This window comes from Kitasatospora sp. NPDC050543 (assembly GCF_044457565.1).
Lineage (GTDB): Bacteria > Actinomycetota > Actinomycetes > Streptomycetales > Streptomycetaceae > Kitasatospora.
Genome location: NZ_JBITGZ010000009.1, coordinates 119,183 through 137,557, shown reverse-complemented (window position 1 = coordinate 137,557; position 18,375 = coordinate 119,183). Strand labels below are relative to the sequence as shown.

Genomic DNA, 18,375 nt, shown 5'->3' with positions numbered 1-18,375 from the left:
CCCATGATCCCTACCCAGAAGCAGATCAGCGCGGAGATCGACACGGCCCACGAGTGCGCCGCCGGGGCGGTCACGGACGGGGCTCGCGCACCGCACCACCCGGCCCGTGACTTCGCCCCGTACCGCAGCAGCGCCCTGCGCCACCCGCGTCGGCCGCTCGTCGCCGTGGACGACCCGGAGGCGAGGGAGCTGCACGGTCCGGTCTTCGGCATCACCGATGTCACCGAACTCGACGCGGACCTGACCCGCCAACACGCCGGAGAGCCGCTCGGCGAGCGCATCACCGTCACCGGGCGGATCCTCGACCGCTCGGGACGGCCCGTCCGCGGCCAGCTCGTGGAGATCTGGCAGGCCAATGCATCAGGAAGGTACGCGCACCAGCGTGACCGGCATCCGGCCCCGCTGGACCCCAACTTCACGGGAGCCGGCCGCTGCCTGACCGACGAGGACGGCACCTACGCGTTCACGACGATCAAGCCCGGGGCGTATCCGTGGCGCAACCACGTGGGCGCCTGGCGGCCCGCCCACATCCACTTCTCACTGTTCGGCAGGGCCTTCGCCCAGCGCCTGGTGACGCAGATGTACTTCCCGGGCGATCCCCTCTTCCCGTACGACCCGATCCTCCAGTCGGTCACCGACCCCTCGGCGCGGGCCAGGCTCGTCGCCGCGTACGAGCACGAACTGTCGATCCCCGAGTGGTCCCTCGGCTACCGCTGGGACATCGTGCTCGACGGCCCGGCCGCCACGCTCCCGGACCCCGAGGAGGGGCCATGACGCCTTCCCCCACTCCCTCCCAGACCGTCGGCCCCTTCTACGGCTACGCCCTCCCGTTCCCCGGCGGCGCGGACATCGCCCCCGCCGGACACCCCGCCACGATCAGGGTGCACGGGTGTGTACGCGACGGGAACGGCGATCCGGTGCCGGACGCGCTCCTGGAGTTCTGGCAGGGCTCGGGCCGACCCGGTTCCCTGCGCCGCGACCCGGTCACCGGGGGATTCGCCGGCCGCAACGGCATGGACTTCACCGGCTTCGGCCGGGTGCCGACCGACGCCGACGGGCGCTGGGCCGTCACGGCACTGCCACCGCCGGGGGCGACACCGTACCTGTCGGTGTGCGTGTTCGCCCGCGGGTTGCTGCACCACCTGTTCACCAGGGCGTACGTCGGCGAGGCGGCGGCCGATCCGCTGCTCGCCGGACTTCCCGAGGAACGCAGGTCCACCCTGACGGCGGTGCCCGACGGCGAGCGGGCGTACCGCTTCGACATCCACCTGCAAGGGGAGAAGGAGACGGTCTTCCTTGACTTCCACGGATGACGCCGGGCTGCTCGCTCCCGTGTGGGCGGGAAGCCCGGTGGAGGAGGCCACGGGTGACCGGGCCTTCCTCCAGGCCATGCTGAACGCTGAGGCGGCGCTCGCGCGCGCTCAGGACCGGGCGGCGGGCGAGACCGTCACCGCCGTGGCGGGCAACGCGGCGCGGTTCGACGCCCGGTCCCTGGCCCTGCGGGCGCGGGCCGGGGGCAATCCGGTGATCCCGCTCGTCGCCGATCTCACCGCCGCCGTGGCCGAACGGGTGCCCGAGCACGCGGAGTTCGTGCACCGCGGCGCCACCAGCCAGGACATCCTGGACAGCGCGCTCATGCTGATGGCCGCACGGGCCCTGGACCTGACGCTCGCCGACCTCACGCACACCGCCAATGTGCTGGGCGCACTCGCCGCCGAGCACCGCCGCACTCCGATGCCGGGCCGCACCCTCACCCAGCACGCCGTCCCCACCACCTTCGGCCTCAAGGCCGCCGGCTGGCGCGCGCTCGTACTCGACGCACACGACCGGCTGGCGCGGGTCCGGACCTCACTACCGGCACAGCTGGGGGGCGCCGCCGGGACCCTGGCCGCCTTCGGTGACCACGGCCTGGGTCTTCTGGCCGCCTACGCACGGGAAACCGGCCTCGCCGAGCCCGAGCTGCCGTGGCACGTCCTGCGCACCCCGGTCGCGGACCTGGGCGCGGTGCTGGCATTCTGCAGCGGCGCACTGGGGAAGATCGCCGCCGATGTGCTGGTGCTGTCCCGCACCGAGGTGGGTGAGCTGGCGGAGCGCGCCGGCGGCGGCTCCTCCGCGATGCCGCACAAGTGCAACCCGGCACGGGCCACGCTGATCGCCGCCGCGGCCCGCCAGGTGCCCGCGCTCGCGTCGGTCCTGCTGGGCTCGCTGGTCGCGGAGGACGAACGCCCCGCAGGCGCCTGGCACGCGGAATGGCTGCCCCTGCGCGAGGCCCTGCGGCTGACGGGCGGGGCGGCGCACACGGCGCGGACGCTGTGCGCGGACCTCGTGGTCCACCCGGACCGGATGCGGGCCGACCTCGACCTCACGGGCGGACTGATCCTCACCGAACGCCTCCTGACGGAGCTCGAGCCGGCACAGGGCCGCGCGGCGGCGCGCCACCTGGTGACGGACGCGGCACGCCGTGCGTCACGGCAGGGCACCGACCTCTTCCAGGACCCGGAGCTGACGACCCGGCTCCCCGCGCAGACTCTCACCCGACTGGCCGACGCAACCGGGTACCTGGGCTCCGCGCCCGCCCTGGTCGACCGCGCTCTCGCGCGCGGCTGCGCCCCGGCCGGCACGAACACCCACCAGGCCGCACCCGACCCTGAATCCCAGGACACCCCATGACCCCCACCCTCCACCACCGCATCGACGGCCCGGCCGACGCCCCCGTGCTCGTACTCGGGCCCTCCCTCGGGACCTCACTGTCCGTCTGGGACCCCCAGGTCCCGGCGCTGGCCCGGCAGTGGCGGGTCGTGCGCTGGGACCTCCCCGGCCACGGTGGCTCCCCGGCCGACCTGCTGCCGGCCGGGGCCGGCATCGCCGAGCTCGCCCGCCTCGTCCTCGACCTCGCCGACAAACTCGGCGTCGACACCTTCGCGTACGCGGGCATCTCCCTCGGCGGCGCCGTCGGCACCTGGCTCGCCGCACACCACCCCGGCCGGACGACCTCCCTCGCGCTGGTCTGCTCCTCCGCCCGGTTCGGGGAGCCCGGGCCCTGGCTGGAGCGTGCCGAGCTGGTGCGTGCACACGGCACGGACCCGATCGCCGCGACAGCTCCCGCCCGGTGGTTCACACCGGCGTTCGCGCGGGCCGACGCGTTCGTCGCCGGCCAGGGCCGCACCGACCGCGAGGCCTACGCCATCTGCTGCGACCTCCTCGCGACCCTGGACCTGCGCGCCGACCTGTCGCGCATCACCACGCCCACGCTCGTCATCGCCGGCCGGGAGGACCCGGCCACCCCTCCGGCCCACGCCCGCGAACTCGCCGACGGCATCGGCCACGCCCGGCTGCTCGAACTGCCCCACGCCGCACACCTGGCGAGTGTCGAGCAGCCGCAGGCCGTACTCGGCGCACTGCAGGCACACTTCGGAGCCGGCTGGACCGGATCCCCCGGTACCGCCGTGCGCCGCGCCGTACTCGGCGACGACCACGTCGACCGGGCCACCGCCCGGACCACCCCGTTCACCGCGCGATTCCAGGACTTCATCACCCGTTACGCCTGGGGCGAGATCTGGACCAGCGACGTTCTGGACCGGCGTACGCGCAGCTGCATCACCCTCACCGCACTCGTCGCGGGGGGCCAGGCGGAGGAGCTCGCCCTGCATGTCCGGGGGGCCGTCCGAAACGGCCTGACCCCGCAGGAGATCGGCGAGGTCCTGCTGCAGTCGGCGGTGTACTGCGGGGTCCCCGCCGCCAACTCCGCCTTCGCTGTGGCGGGCCTCGTCCTCAGAGAGCTCGAAGAAGAAGGGACGTACTGATGCGTACGACCATCGGCATCATAGGCGGCGGCCCGGCCGGTCTGCTGCTGGCCAGGCTGCTGTACGGAGCGGGGATCGACAGCGTCGTGCTGGAGCGTCGCGAGCGGTCCTACGTGGAGCAGCGACAGCGCGCCGGAATCCTCGAGCAGGCCACCGTCGACGCGCTGCGCGCCGTCGGGGCAGGCGCCCGGCTGGACCGCGAGGGCATGTCCCACGACGGCATCGAACTGCGCTTCGGCGGCCGCGCGCACCGCATCGACTTCCCCTCGCTCACCGGCGGGCGAAGCGTGACGGTGTACGCGCAGACCGAGGTCGTGAAGGACCTCATCGCCCTCCAACTCGCCGAGGGCGGGCCACTGCTGTTCGGGGCGGAGGTGACCTCCATCGACGGTGCCGACACCGCGAGCCCGGTCGTCCGCTTCCGGCACGAGGGCCGGGATCAGAGCCTCACCTGCGACTACGTCATCGGCTGCGACGGCTTCCGCGGGGTGACCCGCAACGCCGTGCCCGACTCCGTGCGGACCACCTACGAGCGGACGTACCCCTACTCCTGGCTCGGCGTCCTTGCCGAAGCACCGCCCGTGTACGAGGAGTTGATCTACGCACACTCGGAGCGGGGCTTCGCCCTCGCCAGCATGCGCTCGCCGTCCGTGAGCCGCCTGTACCTCCAGGTGCCGAACGGCACCGACCCCGCCCAGTGGTCGGACGAGCGGATCTGGGACGAGCTGGACGCCCGGTTCGCGACCGACACCGATCCCGGCTGGAAGCTGGAGCGCGGACCCGTCCTCTCGAAGGCGGTGCTGCCGATGCGCAGTCACGTCACCGAGCCCATGCGCTACGGCCGGGTCTTCCTGGCGGGCGACGCGGCGCACATCGTTCCGCCGACCGGAGCGAAGGGACTGAACCTGGCCGCAGCCGACGTGATCGTGCTGGCCCGCGCGCTGACCCGGTGGCGTGAGACCGGTTCGACCGAGCTGTTGGACACGTACTCGGACACGTGTCTGCGGCGGGTTTGGCGGGCCGAGCACTTCTCGTACTTCATGACGACCACGCTGCACACGAACCCTGAGCAGTCGCCCTTCGAGACGCGGCTGCAGCTGTCGCAGCTGGAACGGGTGGCGACCTCGAAGCACGCGGCAGCGGAACTCGCCGAGAACTACACGGGGTTGCCGCTTACGCGCTGACCCGCACGGCCCCGGCCGGGCGCCGCGGCCGACCCCGCGCGCCACCACGCCCGCCCCCGCAGACGACGTCGGGGGCGGGCGTGGTGGCGTTCAGCGTGCGGAAGGACGATGGCGGACGAGTCCCCGGCAGGGCGTGAACGCACGTCGGCGGCCGAGGCGCCGCCGAGCGGTGCGGGGGTCGAAGCCGGTCGGACACCGCCGGCGGACACACCCTGCACCCCTTGGGACGCCTCGGCCGCTACACGCGGCCGGCTCGGTCAGGAACCACGTCGGGAGCCTGACCGAGCCGGAATCACCCGGGGAGTGTCACAGGTTCTGGGTGAGGGAGTGCAGGTAGGCGGCGAGCTCCTTGGGGAGGGCGTACATCGGGCCGTGCCCGGTGTCCCACTCGGTGGTCTGTGCGCCGATCCGGGCGGCGAGCTCGTGCTGTGTGGCGGCGGGCAGGGCCCGGTCCTGGGTGGCGACGAGGTAGTGGGAGGGGACCTGGCGCCAGGCGGGGGGACCGGAGGGGGCACTGTCGATACCGAGGCGGGGGAGCTTCTGTACGGCTGCGGCCAGGGCGGTGCGTGCGGCGGGGGCGTCGGCGGCTATCACCTCTCCGTAGGCGGGCCGGTCGATGTAGGAGTGGCCGTCGTCGGTGACCCTGATGTGCTCGCGGATGACGCTGCCGGGGTTGCGGTGCGCGATGTCGCTGACCGATTCTCCCTGGTCGGGCGCGAAGGCGGCGATGTAGGAGAGGGCCTTGACGTGGTCCTGGCCGACGGCCGCGTTGGTGATGACCGCGCCACCGTACGACCAGCCGACCAGGAGCACCGGCCCGTCGACGGTGGACAGCACCCGGCGTACGGCGGTGATGTCGTCCTCCATCGAGTCCAACGGGAGTTGGGCGGCGATCGGCTCGTGGCCCAGTGCGCGCAGCTCGGTGATGGTCTCGCTCCAGGCAGAGCCGTCGGCCCACAGGCCGTGGACGAGAACGATGGTGGTCATGACGTATACCTCCGGTAGGTGGGAACAGTTGAACGGTGACTGTCCGCGCCACCCTCGACTGCCGAGGGGTGGCGCGGACAGGGACTGGAATGTGAGGATCCGGCGCGCGGCGTCGCCAGGTCGGCACCGCACCACGGACCGGGCGAGGACGGCTGCGCGGGACCAGGTCCGCGCCGCCGCTTCACCCGATCGAGCAGCCTCCTCGCATCGGGTCACCTCACCCCGGCCTCGGTGCCGACCCCTCGTCAGGCCTTCTCGGCCACGCTGTGACGGTGGCCGGGAAGCGGCAGGAAGCCCGTCCCCGGATGGCAGTTGACGTACTCGGCGGTGACCGACCCGCTGGGCAGCACCGACACCTCGTGCCAGAACGCGACATCCAGCGGCGCTTCTCCGCCACTCGCCATCTGGTAGAAGCTGGCGTAGATCTCCAGGTGGGTGCGATGCGACCGGCACCAGGTCATCAGGTGCTCGAGTGAGGCGAACCAGGCGATGGTGCAGGCACGGTCGAGCGGGGTGCCGTCGGCCGACTCCTCGATGAGGTTGCGGGCCGCGATGCAGCCGGAGTCCGCGTTCGCCGCGAGGAAGTCGACGCCCCGGTCCTTGACCGGCTTGACATCGGCCAGGTACTTCTCGCGGTACGCCGTGCTGGCAGACCAGTCCTGCGCGGTACGGATCAGCGTGACGTTGTCCGGTACCTCCACGACTACACGTCGGCCGCGGGTACCGCCGTCCCGGGAGAGGTCCGGTTCGAAGACCGGCAGTTCCGGCTCCAGCGTCTCGGTGGCCGACGCGGCGATACGGTCACGGGCGGCGCCCCAGTAGTCGTGCACCGGGGTCTCAGGCATCTCGACCGCCGCGTGCTGGGAGAGACCGCTGGTCGCGATGTCCTCGTGACGGTGGCTGTGCAGGGTTTCGTTGCGTTCCAGCGGAATGACGCAGGCCTCGCGCCAGTGGCCCACCGGTCCCTCGTCGGGCAGCCCGTCCCACACGGAGCGGACGGGGCCGCATTCCTGCCACCGGCGGTGCTCCTGCGGGTCGTGCCAGTACGCCAGCCACACCGCGTTGTGCGACCCGGCGGTGTCGACGAACGATCCGCGGTCCAGCACGTCCGGCCGGTGCGGTCCGGTGAAGAGGTCCGCCAGTGCGGCGGCGCCCCGTGCGGCTTCCGCTGCCGAATCCGCCTGGCAGGCGTACTGGGCGAACACGAACGCCTCGGTGCCCTCCGGGAAGCGGACGGTGTAGGCGGGGACGCGGGGAGTGTGGCCGGGGGGCCGGTTCTGGGCATGTCGACTCCTGTTCGGGCCGTGCTCGGCGTGATTGGAGGCTAGGGGTGAGCGGGGCTCACTTCTTGTCCGTCGGTGCACCGGGACTTGACCGGGAGCGCCCCCGGGGCGGCGGTCGAGGTCGACCCGGCCGGCGGCGTGCGCTCCCGGGCCGAGGAACATAAGGGACGTTTCGTTATGTCCGTCCCGCCCGTATAGTCGCGTCCATGGGAGCGCTCCGTGCCGACAGCGCCGAGGAATGGGCACACGTGATCAGCCAGAGCCTGGTACCGCTCTCGCTGGCGAACATGTGCGCCTCGTTCCGCGGCTCGGTCGAGCAGACTGTTCTGCTACCCGGGGTGAGCGTGACGGACGTTCGTACCGAGGGGCACTCGTCGGTGCTGCGCACGCCCCGGCTGACGCGGGCCGAGCCCCGCGACGACTACCTGTTCTCGCTTCACCTCGGGGGCGCCGGGGTGGGCCTCCAGGACGAGCGGGAGGCCGTGCTGTTGCCGGGGGCGGGGGCCCTGTTCGACGCCACCCGCCCGTATCGGCTGAACTTCCCCGCCGACAGCAGGGAGATCGTGCTGCAGATACCCAGGCGGCCGTTGCGGGACCGGGTCGAGGGCATCGACGAGTTGTCCGGTCGGACACTGCCCGCCCACCACCCCGCCGCGCGGGTCCTCGCGGCGTTCCTGCGTGAGCTGGCCGGTGTCGCGCAGGACCTCGCCCCGGAGCAGCGGGCCGAGCTCGGCTGCACCACCATCGACCTGTTGGCCACCGCACTGCGTGCCACCGTCGGCGGGGAGCCCTCCGCGCCGAGGGGCAGGCAGGCCCTGCTACAGGCGATGCGCAGCTGTGTGCTGGAGAATCTGACCGACCCGGCCTTCACACCCACCGTCCTCGCCCGGCGGCAAGGCATATCTCCGCGCTATGCCGCCGACCTGTTCGCGGAGAGCGGTACCTCACCCGCCGCGTACCTCCGCGACCAGCGGCTGAAGGCGGCACACCGCGCACTGACCGATCCCCGCCAGTCGCACCGCACCATCGCGGGCATCGCCGCCCAGTCCGGGTTCACCGACCGCACCACCTTCACCCGCGCCTTCGTCCGGCGGTACGGCACGACCCCGTCCGACCTGCGTGCCGGCGGGCGTCCTGGCTGAGCCCTGGGTGTGCGGCCCGCGTGGTTCCGGCAACGCCGCAAGCCTGTGCCCGGAACGCCGCACCGAGGGCGTCGCCGACTCCTAACGTGGCGGCACCTCGCTTCCCCGGTCACATGGAGGCCGGCACGCGCGGTGCCCGTCGTGTCGCCGCCTCTCCGTCGGAGCCGGGCTGCCTCTCCACGAGAGGCGACGGCACTTACGCAACCGCGATCCGGCAGGCGTAGCCGTCTCTGTACCCCCCACCCGCTCAGGACCGGCCGCATCACAGGGGCCGAGCGCGCCCCGGCACCCGGCCGCCGGGCCGATGCCGAGGGACGGCGCCGAGCACCCGGCCGAACACACCGGCGAACCCCCGAAAGCAGCTGCCGGGCGCGGCGCACCCACCCCAACGGACACTCCTGCGTCGAACCCACGGCTCGCCGCCGTCGGCCCGAGCGTGTCCGCGCACGTCAGCACACCGCAGGTCCGGCCCACGGCCCGTGCCGCCCCGGTCGTTCCGCTCCGACCCCCGACCCCCGCCCCCGGTCTGACGCCGACGCCCCCGCGTCGGGCTGTCTCCCTCCTGCCCACCCCTGGAGATCCCGAATGACCATGTTCCCTGCTTCGCGACCAGGACGAACCGCGCGCCGCGTGCTGCGGACCACGGCGGTGGCCGCCACGGCTGCGTTGCTGCTCGGCTCCGTCTCCTGCGCCCGCTCCGGCTCCGCCGGCGGCGTCCGGGCCGAGGACTCGGCCCAGGCCGCGCGGTGCCCCACGGATCTGACACCCAAGGAGGCCACCGGCACCCCGATCGAGATCGGCAACATCAGTTCGCTCACCGGCCCCAGTACCTTCCCCGAGGTGCCCAAGGCGGCGAAGGCGGTCTTCGACCGGCTCAACATCTGTGGAGGCGTGCGCGGCCGCCCGGTCCACTTCACCGTCGAGGACGACCAGGGCGATCCCACCACCGCCGCGCAGGTCGCCCGGCGCCTGGTGGAACAGCAGCAGGTGGTGCTCAACGTGGGCAGCGCCAGCCTGCTGGAGTGCGCGGTCAACGCCGGGTACTACGCCAAGCAGAAGATCGACTCCATCCAGGGCATCGGCGTCGACCCGGTCTGCTACAGCTCCCCGAACATCTCGCCGGTCAACACCGGTCCGTTCACCGGTGTCACGCTCTCGCTGTACTACGCCAGCGAGATCCTCAAGAAGCAGAACATCTGCCGGATCAGGCTCTTCGACGTCCCCGGCTTCGCCTCGGCCTTCGACGCCGCAGCCACCCGCTGGGAGAAGGCCACCGGCAAGAAGCTCACCTACGCCGGCGCGGTCGGCAAGTCGACGGACGACGTCACCCCGCTGCTGCTCCAGGCCAGGAACGCCGCCTGCGACGCGGTGGTCCTCGACGGCCCGGAGGCCAGAGCACTGGCCGTCGGCAAGGCCGTCAAGGCGAACGGACTGACCGACATCACCTGGATCGGCCTGACCTCCTACTACACCGACAACGTGGCCGACCAGCTCCACACCGCGGGCGAAGGCCTGCAGACCAACTCGGAGTTCGAGCCCTTCGGCAACGCCGACTCCGCTCCCCTGAGGGACTGGCGAGGGCTGATGGTGAGGAACGGCGTTCCGCTGACGTCGTTCGCTCAGGGCGGCTACCTGGCCGCGACCATCGCGCAGGACACCCTCCTGGCCATGACGGGCGAGGTGAACCGACAGAGCGTCAGCGCACAGCTCGCCACGCTGACCTCGTACGAGACCCCGATGATCGGCTCGCCGTACTCCTTCGGCACCGCCGCCGAGCACGCGCCCAACCGGTCGAGCAAGTTCATGGTGCTCAAGAACGGCGCGTGGACCGGCGCGACCGACCAATGGGTCACCCTCCCGGCCGGCAGCTGACCGGCTTCGGCGCGCTCAAGGAGGCGGCACATCATGGTGCAACTCATCGCGGCCGGGCTGGCGCCCGGAGCCGCATACGCGATCATCGGCTGCTGCGTGGTCCTGCTGTTCCGGACCACGGGTGTACTGAACTTCTCCCAGGCTGCCCTCGGCGCGTTCGGTGCCTACACGGCGGCCGAGGCCTATGACGCGCTTCGACTGACGGCGACCTCCGCGGCGCTCGTGGGTCTGCTGGCCGGCACCGTGCTCTCGCTTCTCGTCGGGGCCCTGATGGCCTGGCTGTTCAAGGACAGCCAGACGGCGGTCCGGGCCACGGCGATGATCGCTGTCACGGTCGGGTTGCTCACCCTCGGGCTGAGACTGTTCGGTGACGTACCCCTGTCGGTCGCCGCCGTCGTCCCGTCGACGACGGTGCGTGCCGGCGGCGCGACCGTGGGCCTGGACACGGTCACGTTGCTCGCCCTCGGCGTGCTGCTGGCCGCGAGCTCGGCCCTGGTGCTCGCCCGTACCCGGCTGGGAGCCGTGCTGCGCGCGGTGTCGGCGCGGCCCGCGACGGCCGAACTTCTCGGCGTGCGGGTGCGGCTGCTGTCGCTCGGGATGTGGGCGTTCACCGGCGCGATGTCGAGTGCGGCACTGCTGCTGATCGCCCCGGCCCGGTCCGACGACTTCCGCACCCTGGGCATGCTCATCCTGCCCGCGCTCGCGGCCGCCCTCGTCGGGGCCTTCCGCAGTGTGACCGCGACCGTGGTAGGCGGGCTCGTGCTCGGCGCCGTCGAGTCGCTGTCGGTGAGCTGGCCGGCCGTTGCCGACTACAAGGCCGTGCTGCCTTTCCTCCTCGTGATCGTGGCCCTCCTGTGGTCGCAACGGAAGCAGGTGTGGGATGAAGTTCGCTGACACCAAGCTGGTGGTAGTCGCTCCGATGTTGCTGCTGGCGCTGGCGGGTGCCACGTCCGGCCTGCCCGCGTACTGGGTGTACCTGGCCACCGGCGCGGTGCTCAACGCGTTGATCGCGCTGAGCGTGGGTGTAGTCCACGGGCGCGCCGGAATGGTCGCACTGTGCCCACTGGCCTTCGCGGGCATCGGGGCCTGGACGGTCGGCTGGCTGAACGTCCACACCGGGCTGCCGTTCCTCCTCCTCGTGCTCCTGGGGGCACTGGCAGCCGTGCCGGTGGGCGTGGCGATCGGACTGCCGGCGCTGCGGTTGCGCGGGGTGAACCTGGCGGTGGCGACGCTGGCCTTCGGCGGGGCGGTGGCCGTGGTCGTGTTCGACCAGGGCTTCCCCGGCGCCGCCGAGCGCAACCCGGTGGCCAGACCCTCCCTCGCCGCCTCGGAACCGGGCTACTTCCTGCTCTCCACCGGTGTGCTCGCCGTGGTCGGTGTGGCCCTGGCGGCCGTGTCGCGACGCAGCACCGGCGCGCGCTGGACGGCGGTCCGTGACAGCGAGCGGGCCACCGCGGCCCTCGGCTACAGCGTGACGACGACCAAGCTGCTGGCCTTCGCCGTCAGCGCGTTCATCGCCGGGCTCGGTGGCGCGCTGATGGCAGGCCAGCTGGGCGTGCTCAGTGGCATCGGCTTCCAACCCATGGCCTCCATCACCGTGTTCACAGCGGCCGTGGCCTTCGGGTCGGCGTACTTCGAGGGCGCACTCCTCGCGGGTCTGGCGGCGACCTTCATCCCCGAAGTCCTGCGCCAGCTCGGCCTGCCGCAGGACATCGCCCCCGGCCTGTTCGCCCTGGCGGCGCTGCAGGCGCTCGCCGCTGGCTCCGACGGCATCGCCGGCGGGCTCAGGGCTGCCTTCCGCGCGAGGCGGCCGGGTACCTCCCGGTCAGCCGCGGCCGGCGACGTGGCAGCGGCCGCGGCGACCCGGCCCGAGCGGCCACGTCCGGTGGCCGGCAGCGACCGAGCGGCTCTCCGGGCGACCGGCGTGAGCGTGGCCTACGGCGCCGTGAAGGCAGTCCGGGAAGCCGATCTGACGATCACTGAAGGGACGGTGCACGGCCTCATCGGTCCCAACGGAGCGGGGAAGTCCACCCTGATCGACGTGCTCTCGGGCTTCGTCACCCCGACCGCCGGCCAGGTGATGCTCGGTGACGTGACGCTGCTGGGCGTTCCACCGCACCAGCGGGCCCGCCTCGGCCTGAGACGCTCCTTCCAGCAGGGCCGGGTGAACCCGGAGCTGACCATCGGGCAGTACCTCGTCCTCTCCGGCCGTGGTCACGCGGACAGGAGGCTCGTCCTTGAGCTGCTCGACGCGTTCGGCTGCCCGGACGCGTCGACCAAGGTGGCATCGACGGACGTGGGCACCAGGCGGCTGGTCGAGGTGGCCGCCACCCTGGCCAGCAGACCCTCGGTGGTGCTGCTCGACGAGCCGGCAGCCGGGCTTTCGGCCAAGGAGTCCGCACGGCTCGGCGTCGGCATCGCGGCCATCCCCGAGCGCTTCGGTTGCGCGGTCCTGCTGGTGGAACACGACATCGAACTGGTCGCCACATGTTGTGACGAGGCGACCGCACTGGACTTCGGCAGGGTGATCGCTCACGGCACACCGGCCGAAGTCCTGGCCGACCCCGCCGTCGCACGTGCCTATCTCGGCACGCGGGCGGAAGACCCCCCCGGAGAGTCGTCCTTCTCCGGCGACCAGGAAAGGGTGGTGCTCTCATGAGCGGTGCTCCCACGACGGGCCGGATGCTCGACATCAGCGACCTGGCGGTCAGCCGGGGCCCGGGAGACGTCCTGCGCGACGTGAACCTGGCCGTGCGCGCCGGCGAACTGGCCGTCCTGCTGGGTGCCAACGGCGCGGGCAAGACCACCCTCCTGGACGCGGTCTCCGGGCTGGTCACGCCGCGGGCCGGCCGGATCCGCATCGACGGCAGGGAGGTGTCCGGGCTGTCCCGGGCCGGCCGGGCCAGGCTGGGGATCCGCCACGTGGAGCAGGGGCGTGCGGTCTTCGCGGACCTCACCGTGGCGGAGAACCTCCTGGTGTCCGCGCCCCGGGCGAGGCACGCCGAGGCGCTGGGGCCGTTCCCGGAGCTGGAGAAGCGGATGCACGTCCGTGCCGGGCTGCTGTCGGGCGGCGAACAGCAGATGCTGGTGCTCGCCCGGGCCCTGCTGAGCCCGGCATCGAAGCGGGCCACCGGCATCCGGCTGCTGCTGCTCGACGAGTTGAGTCTGGGACTCGCTCCGATCGTCGTCGCCAGGCTGCTGCCCGTGGTCCGTTCGCTCACCGAGCGGGGCATCACGGTCCTGCTGGTGGAGCAGTTCGCCCACCTGGTGCTGCCGATCGCTGACACGGTGCATGTGCTGGACCGGGGCAGCATCGCGTTCTCCGGAACACCGGCCGAGCTCGAAGCCAGTCCGGGAGTCCTGCACAAGGCCTACCTGTCGGTGTGACACGGGCGCCTTCACCGCGCCGCCGATGTCGGCTCCCGGACGGCCGACGCGCCGCAACCATGCCGAGCCGGCCGGCCATTGGGGGCGGGGAGTCAGAACAGTAGCTCATCCACCGGAATCGGGGCGGCCCCGTGCAGCTTGAGGTCATCGAGTCCTTCCTGGCCGTGGCCAGGTACCGGAGCATCTCCAGGGCGGCGGCCAGCCTCTACATCACCCAGCCGACCATGAGCCAGCGGTTGCAACGCCTTGAGAAGAGCCTTGGCCTGGCCCTCTTCGAGCGGGCCTGGACCGGTGTCAGGCTGACCGAACAGGGCGCCTACTTCCTGCCGTATGCCGCGCAGCTCATGCGGGACCTCTCGAATGCCGCCACGGTGCTCGGTACGCGCGACCTGCGCAGGCCCCGCAGCTTCGCGGAGGTGGCCGACCACCCCCGCGAGATCATGTTCGGTGTCGACGACTGGCTTTCCGGAAAGGCGGTTCGCGCCGTGCTGATCGGTGCCCTGGACGCGTACCGGCTGGACGAGTTCAGGATCACCAACCGTCCGGCCTCCACCCTGATCGACCTGCTCGAACTCAACCAGCTCGACGCGGGGCTCTTCTACTCGGCGGGCCCGGAGGAGCACCCGTTCGACACCGAGACGGTCGGTACCGAGGAACTTGTCCTGGTCCACCCGCGGGGGACCGTCCTGGAGGAGTTCAGCGCCCGGGCGCTGAAGGAGTTGCTCGCCCGATACCGCTTCGTCCTGTTCGACAACCCCGTGCTGGCGCATCGCGCACACATCACGACTGCGCTCATCGACGCCTACGAGATCTCGCGCTTCCACGTCGTCGACGACTACCGGACGGTGGAGGCGCTCATCGGGCTGGGGGAGTGCATCACCGTGTTGCCGGCCGGAGTCGTCCTCGACCGATCGGGGCGCCCCGGTGCCGGTCTCCTTGCGACCCGGCTGCCGGGGCTGCTTCCGGAGATCAGCGTGACCGTGGGCATCAGTGAGGTGGGCCGGGAGCACGGAGTGACCGGTGCGTTCGCGCGGTCGGTGGCCCGGACCCTCTCCGCCGACGGGTCCGGGGACGCCCGCTCCCCGGAGGGCGACAGGGACGGTACCGGCACCGAACCGGACGCGCGAGAGGGCTGAACCGGAGACCCGGGATCGCCGTCACCCCTCGGTCTCGTGACTCAATGGTGGCCGACGTGCTCGGACGGGACGCAAAGGGAAACGCTTCGAAGACGAATCGTCTGGTCGTCAATACCTGCGTCACGGGGACGGTATAAGGAATCACTATGGCCGGGGAAACGAGTTTCGCAGTTATGGTCTGTTCCTGATGGTCGGGCCGTTCGATCCGGTCGGCTGCATGTGAAATGCAAAGGGAGGTCATCCGCTGAATGCCATGTGGCGTGTGAATCCGCAGAGAACGGCACTGCTGGTCATCGACATGCAGAACGACTTCGTGCTGGAGGGCTATCCCATGGAGGTTCCGATGGCGCGTCGGCGGATACCCCGCATGCAGGAGGTCATCGGCGAGTGCCGTAGGGCCGGAATGCCGGTGATCTTTACCGAGCATATTCTGCTGGACACCTTCGACGTGTCCCCCCTCGAATCCACCTACAACCCGGCACTCGTGACGGCGGGCATGCGCAGGGGGAGCTTCGGCTCGAAGGTCGTCGACCTGCTGAAGCCCCGGCCCGGCGATGTCGTCATCCGTAAGCACCGCTACGACGCCTTCCACAACACGCAGTTGGAGACCGTGCTGGCGACCGTATCCGGGCCGCGGCAGGTGGACACCGTGATCATCATCGGCACCCTCACGGAGGTCTGCTGCGACTCGACCGCGCGTGGCGCTTACATGCGCGACTACAAAGTGGCCTTCATCGGCGACGCCACCGGCGCCTTGAGCGACGAGGCGCAGGCGGCCACGGTAAAGAACATCGGCACATTCTTCGGCAGAGCGCTCTCGACCGGGGAACTGGTCGCCGAGATCCGCGACAGCCGGGAAGGATAAGCAGAATGAAGCCAAAAGAATACGACATCCGGTACGAGCGCTCGGCGGTACTGGTGCTTTCTCTGGGGTTCGGCCTGGTGGGCCTGGATCGCTGGATCATCAGTCCCTTGTTTCCGTCGATGATGAAGGATCTGGGGCTCGACTACCAGGACCTCGGAAACGTCGTCGGCGCCCTCGGGTTGGCCTGGGGAGCTGCGGCCCTTGTGATGGGAGGAATCTCCGACCGGCTGGGACGCCGCAAGGTTCTGGTCGGGTCGCTTGTGCTCTTCTCGGTCTGTTCACTGCTGACCGGCTTCGCCACAGGGCTGTTCAGCCTGCTCCTCGTCCGGGTCGTCATGGGCGTTACGGAGGGAGCGTTCACCCCGACGGCGGTGGCCGCCACGGCTGAGGCGTCACGGCCGCACCGCCGGGGCCTGAACATGGGCATGCAGCAGAGCACCTTCGCCCTGTTCGGCATCGGGTTGGGCCCGATCATCGCCACCCAACTGCTGCTGGTCCTGCCCAGCTGGCATTGGATCTTCGGGCTCCTGCTGATTCCGGGGCTGGTGCTGGCCTGGTTCACCCTCCGGACGATCAGGGAGACGGACCAGCTGCCGGCCTTTGAGTCCGCCGTTCCGGCCGCGCCCCTGGCGACGTCTTCGCCGACCCCGCCGTCCACGTCCGCGTCCACAGACGCGGTCCGTTGGCTGGACGTCTTTCGGTACCGCAACATCCCGCTGGCCATCCTCGGCCTGTGCGGGGCGATGACCTGCATCTTCGTACTCAGCGCGATGGTGCCGAGCTACCTCGTCGACCACCTGGGCATCGGAACGTCCGCGATGGGCGTCATCGCGTCCGGTATCGGTTTCGGGGCCTTCGCCGGTCAGCTCGTCGTCCCCGGCCTCTCCGACAAGTTCGGCCGCAAGCCCGTGGCCGTCGTCGCCCTGGTGATGGCGATGTGCATGCTGATCGCCTTCATCGTCCAGGGCCCGGTGGTACCGGTGCTGTTCCTGCTGCTCTTCTTCGTCGCCTTCGGGGCGATGGGCTGCCTGGGGCTGCTGGCCGGAACCGTGGCGGTGGAGTCCGTCCCGCCGAGCCTGATGGCTGCCGCCGCGGGCACCGTGATCGGTGTCGCGGAGATATTCGGCGGTGGTGTGGCCCCGTCTGTATCGGGTTTCCTCGCCCAGAACTACGGCATCGAGTACGTGCTCTATCTGGCCCTCGGCGGCCTGCTGCTCTGCGTGGTGGCGACGTCCTTCCTCCGGGAGACGGCACCCACCCGGGTCGCGTCCCGGAGCAAGGACGGCGTCGGCCTCACCGGGGTCTCAGGGATGTAGGCCCCGGCGAGGTCATCCCCAGCGCGTGGGCGCAGGTCCACCACTTGGCAGCACCGGTGAACCACGTGTTCACCGGTGCTCCGCGGGTGGTCGGCCACCCACCGCCGACAGCGGCGCCCGTCGAACGGACACCGCCTCGTTCCAGGACGGCCACTGTGGCCGCAGGCTCCGGGAAGGATCCCGGATCGTCGTGCAGCCGGTCCTGGCCGGCTCTGCACCCGGCCCGGTCTGAGCGCGCACGTACTCGGCCGTGTGGCTACCGAAAGCGGCACGGCGAATCCCCGCGACAACGTGACCACGCATCCCGGTCGCTGCGTGTCTTCGGTGGAATACGATGAACAGGTCATGAGCGACGGGTGGTCGACAAACGCGTTGCCAGTGGGTGATCAGCTCGCCTTCTGGCACGACGTGGTGTGTGCCACGTTCGTCCCCCTCGACGTGGCGACTCCCGGCTCCGGCCCGTTCTCCGGGTCCCTCAGCAGCCACCGGGTGGGGAGCCTGCGGATGGCCGCGGTCGGCGCGGACCCTCACCGGGTGACCCGGGGGAAACGCCTCATCACCTCGGGTGACGAGTACCTGCACATAGGTCTGCTGTGCAAAGGCCAAGCCGTGGTCGAGCAGGACGAACGGCAGGCCCTGTTGCACCCGGGGGATCTTGCCTTCTACGACACGACCCGCCCCTTCATGCTCGGTTTCCGCGAACCGATGGAGTGGAAGGTCTTCATGCTGCCCCGCCGGCTGCTCAGCGTCCCCGAAGCAGATCTGCGCAGGATGAGCGCCCAGGCCGTTCGCGGCGACGATGGGGTGGGGCGACTCGTCAACCCGTTCCTCGCCCGCCTCGCGGAACAGTGCGGGCCGTACGGGGAGGAAAGCGGCGCGCGGCTGGCCGCCGGTGCCGTGTGCCTGCTGGAGACCCTGGTCGCCGAGCGGAGCGGGAGGCAGGAGCTCACGGCAGGGGCAGACCAGCTCTCACTGCGGATTCGCGCCTTCATCGACGAGCACCTGCCCGACCCCGGCCTCTCGCCGGAGTCGATCGCCCGCGCCCACCGCATCTCGGTGCGTTACCTGCACAAGCTCTTCCAGCACGATGGAACCACCGTGCACAGGCGCATCCAGCAGCGCCGGCTGGAGGAGGCCAGGCGCGAACTGAGCAAGCAGGGCCGCGCGGCCGTGACGATCGCGTCCGTGGCCCACCGCTGGGGGTTTGCCGACGCCGCCCACTTCAGCCGCTCATTCCGTGCCGCGTACGACATGACACCGCGCGAGTGGCGGGAGTTCGGCAGCAGCGCCGCGCGTGACGCTCACACCGGGACCGTCACGTGACCTGACACGAGCGCGCCCGCCTGCCGGTTCTCGTGGCGTGACCACATGCGGCGGGCGTCCCGCAACGCGGGGGTGGC

The 18,375-nt window shown here is 71.2% G+C and carries 16 protein-coding genes; 14 read left to right on the top strand and 2 right to left on the bottom strand.

Annotated features, from left to right (window positions below):
- Window positions 1-3 precede the first annotated feature (3 nt).
- From pcaH to ACIBH3_RS14185, 5 genes are read left to right on the top strand one after another with little or no spacing between them, the layout of a single operon-like run.
- On the top strand, window positions 4-774 hold the full coding sequence (gene pcaH / locus ACIBH3_RS14205) for a protocatechuate 3,4-dioxygenase subunit beta (RefSeq protein WP_396312216.1): 771 nt from the start codon (window positions 4-6) through the stop codon (window positions 772-774).
- The gene (pcaG, locus tag ACIBH3_RS14200; RefSeq protein ID WP_396312215.1) at window positions 771-1,313 is read left to right on the top strand and encodes a protocatechuate 3,4-dioxygenase subunit alpha; all 543 of its coding nucleotides are present in this window, start codon (window positions 771-773) and stop codon (window positions 1,311-1,313) included. Before pcaH ends, pcaG begins: the two co-directional genes overlap by 4 nt.
- The gene (pcaB, locus tag ACIBH3_RS14195; RefSeq protein ID WP_396312214.1) at window positions 1,297-2,670 is read left to right on the top strand and encodes a 3-carboxy-cis,cis-muconate cycloisomerase; all 1,374 of its coding nucleotides are present in this window, start codon (window positions 1,297-1,299) and stop codon (window positions 2,668-2,670) included. Before pcaG ends, pcaB begins: the two co-directional genes overlap by 17 nt.
- Complete coding sequence (locus ACIBH3_RS14190) at window positions 2,667-3,803, top strand: alpha/beta fold hydrolase (protein ID WP_396312213.1); 1,137 nt, start codon at window positions 2,667-2,669, stop codon at window positions 3,801-3,803. Before pcaB ends, ACIBH3_RS14190 begins: the two co-directional genes overlap by 4 nt.
- Window positions 3,803-4,987 (top strand): 4-hydroxybenzoate 3-monooxygenase, encoded by a 1,185-nt coding sequence (locus ACIBH3_RS14185; RefSeq protein ID WP_396312212.1) that lies wholly within the window; start codon window positions 3,803-3,805, stop codon window positions 4,985-4,987. The genes ACIBH3_RS14190 and ACIBH3_RS14185 overlap by 1 nt, the downstream gene beginning before the upstream one ends.
- Window positions 4,988-5,293: 306 nt before the next feature.
- On the opposite strand, the gene ACIBH3_RS14180 is transcribed toward ACIBH3_RS14185, so the two are convergent.
- Together ACIBH3_RS14180 and ACIBH3_RS14175 are read right to left on the bottom strand one after the other, a co-directional pair.
- Window positions 5,294-5,974, bottom strand: coding sequence for an alpha/beta hydrolase (locus ACIBH3_RS14180; protein ID WP_396312211.1), 681 nt, complete (start codon window positions 5,972-5,974; stop codon window positions 5,294-5,296).
- 245 nt (window positions 5,975-6,219) lie between these two features.
- A complete protein-coding gene (locus ACIBH3_RS14175) occupies window positions 6,220-7,179 on the bottom strand; it encodes a phenylacetaldoxime dehydratase family protein (protein WP_396312210.1) in 960 nt (319 codons plus the stop codon).
- A gap of 284 nt (window positions 7,180-7,463) precedes the next feature.
- Between ACIBH3_RS14175 and ACIBH3_RS14170 the strand changes: the two genes are divergently transcribed.
- The 9 genes from ACIBH3_RS14170 (at window position 7,464) to ACIBH3_RS14130 (ending at window position 18,298) form a co-directional block, all read left to right on the top strand.
- Window positions 7,464-8,399, top strand: a complete 936-nt coding sequence (locus ACIBH3_RS14170; protein WP_396312209.1) for a helix-turn-helix domain-containing protein — start codon at window positions 7,464-7,466, stop codon at window positions 8,397-8,399.
- Between the two features lie 585 nt (window positions 8,400-8,984).
- A complete protein-coding gene (locus ACIBH3_RS14165; protein WP_396312208.1) occupies window positions 8,985-10,271 on the top strand; it encodes an ABC transporter substrate-binding protein in 1,287 nt (428 codons plus the stop codon).
- Window positions 10,272-10,304: 33 nt separating this feature from the next.
- The gene (locus tag ACIBH3_RS14160; RefSeq protein ID WP_396312207.1) at window positions 10,305-11,165 is read left to right on the top strand and encodes a branched-chain amino acid ABC transporter permease; all 861 of its coding nucleotides are present in this window, start codon (window positions 10,305-10,307) and stop codon (window positions 11,163-11,165) included.
- Window positions 11,152-12,930: an ATP-binding cassette domain-containing protein gene (locus ACIBH3_RS14155; RefSeq protein WP_396312206.1), complete on the top strand. Its 1,779-nt coding sequence runs from the start codon at window positions 11,152-11,154 to the stop codon at window positions 12,928-12,930. Before ACIBH3_RS14160 ends, ACIBH3_RS14155 begins: the two co-directional genes overlap by 14 nt.
- Window positions 12,927-13,658, top strand: a complete 732-nt coding sequence (locus ACIBH3_RS14150) for an ABC transporter ATP-binding protein (RefSeq protein ID WP_396312205.1) — start codon at window positions 12,927-12,929, stop codon at window positions 13,656-13,658. The genes ACIBH3_RS14155 and ACIBH3_RS14150 overlap by 4 nt, the downstream gene beginning before the upstream one ends.
- Window positions 13,659-13,789: 131 nt before the next feature.
- A complete protein-coding gene (locus tag ACIBH3_RS14145) occupies window positions 13,790-14,794 on the top strand; it encodes a LysR family transcriptional regulator (protein WP_396312204.1) in 1,005 nt (334 codons plus the stop codon).
- A 262-nt stretch (window positions 14,795-15,056) separates the two neighbouring features.
- Complete coding sequence (locus ACIBH3_RS14140) at window positions 15,057-15,659, top strand: isochorismatase family protein (RefSeq protein WP_396312203.1); 603 nt, start codon at window positions 15,057-15,059, stop codon at window positions 15,657-15,659.
- 5 nt (window positions 15,660-15,664) lie between these two features.
- Window positions 15,665-16,975, top strand: coding sequence for an MFS transporter (locus ACIBH3_RS14135; RefSeq protein WP_396312202.1), 1,311 nt, complete (start codon window positions 15,665-15,667; stop codon window positions 16,973-16,975).
- A 252-nt stretch (window positions 16,976-17,227) separates the two neighbouring features.
- Complete coding sequence (locus ACIBH3_RS14130) at window positions 17,228-18,298, top strand: helix-turn-helix domain-containing protein (protein ID WP_396312201.1); 1,071 nt, start codon at window positions 17,228-17,230, stop codon at window positions 18,296-18,298.
- Window positions 18,299-18,375 lie beyond the last annotated feature (77 nt).

Coding starts and splice junctions, on each gene's coding strand:
- pcaH (WP_396312216.1), top strand. CDS start 4: ATGATCCCTACCCAGAAGCAGATCAGCGCGGAGATCGACACGGCCCAC.
- pcaG (WP_396312215.1), top strand. CDS start 771: ATGACGCCTTCCCCCACTCCCTCCCAGACCGTCGGCCCCTTCTACGGC.
- ACIBH3_RS14190 (WP_396312213.1), top strand. CDS start 2,667: ATGACCCCCACCCTCCACCACCGCATCGACGGCCCGGCCGACGCCCCC.
- ACIBH3_RS14185 (WP_396312212.1), top strand. CDS start 3,803: ATGCGTACGACCATCGGCATCATAGGCGGCGGCCCGGCCGGTCTGCTG.
- ACIBH3_RS14180 (WP_396312211.1), bottom strand. CDS start 5,974: ATGACCACCATCGTTCTCGTCCACGGCCTGTGGGCCGACGGCTCTGCC.
- ACIBH3_RS14170 (WP_396312209.1), top strand. CDS start 7,464: ATGGGAGCGCTCCGTGCCGACAGCGCCGAGGAATGGGCACACGTGATC.
- ACIBH3_RS14165 (WP_396312208.1), top strand. CDS start 8,985: ATGACCATGTTCCCTGCTTCGCGACCAGGACGAACCGCGCGCCGCGTG.
- ACIBH3_RS14160 (WP_396312207.1), top strand. CDS start 10,305: ATGGTGCAACTCATCGCGGCCGGGCTGGCGCCCGGAGCCGCATACGCG.
- ACIBH3_RS14155 (WP_396312206.1), top strand. CDS start 11,152: ATGAAGTTCGCTGACACCAAGCTGGTGGTAGTCGCTCCGATGTTGCTG.
- ACIBH3_RS14150 (WP_396312205.1), top strand. CDS start 12,927: ATGAGCGGTGCTCCCACGACGGGCCGGATGCTCGACATCAGCGACCTG.
- ACIBH3_RS14135 (WP_396312202.1), top strand. CDS start 15,665: ATGAAGCCAAAAGAATACGACATCCGGTACGAGCGCTCGGCGGTACTG.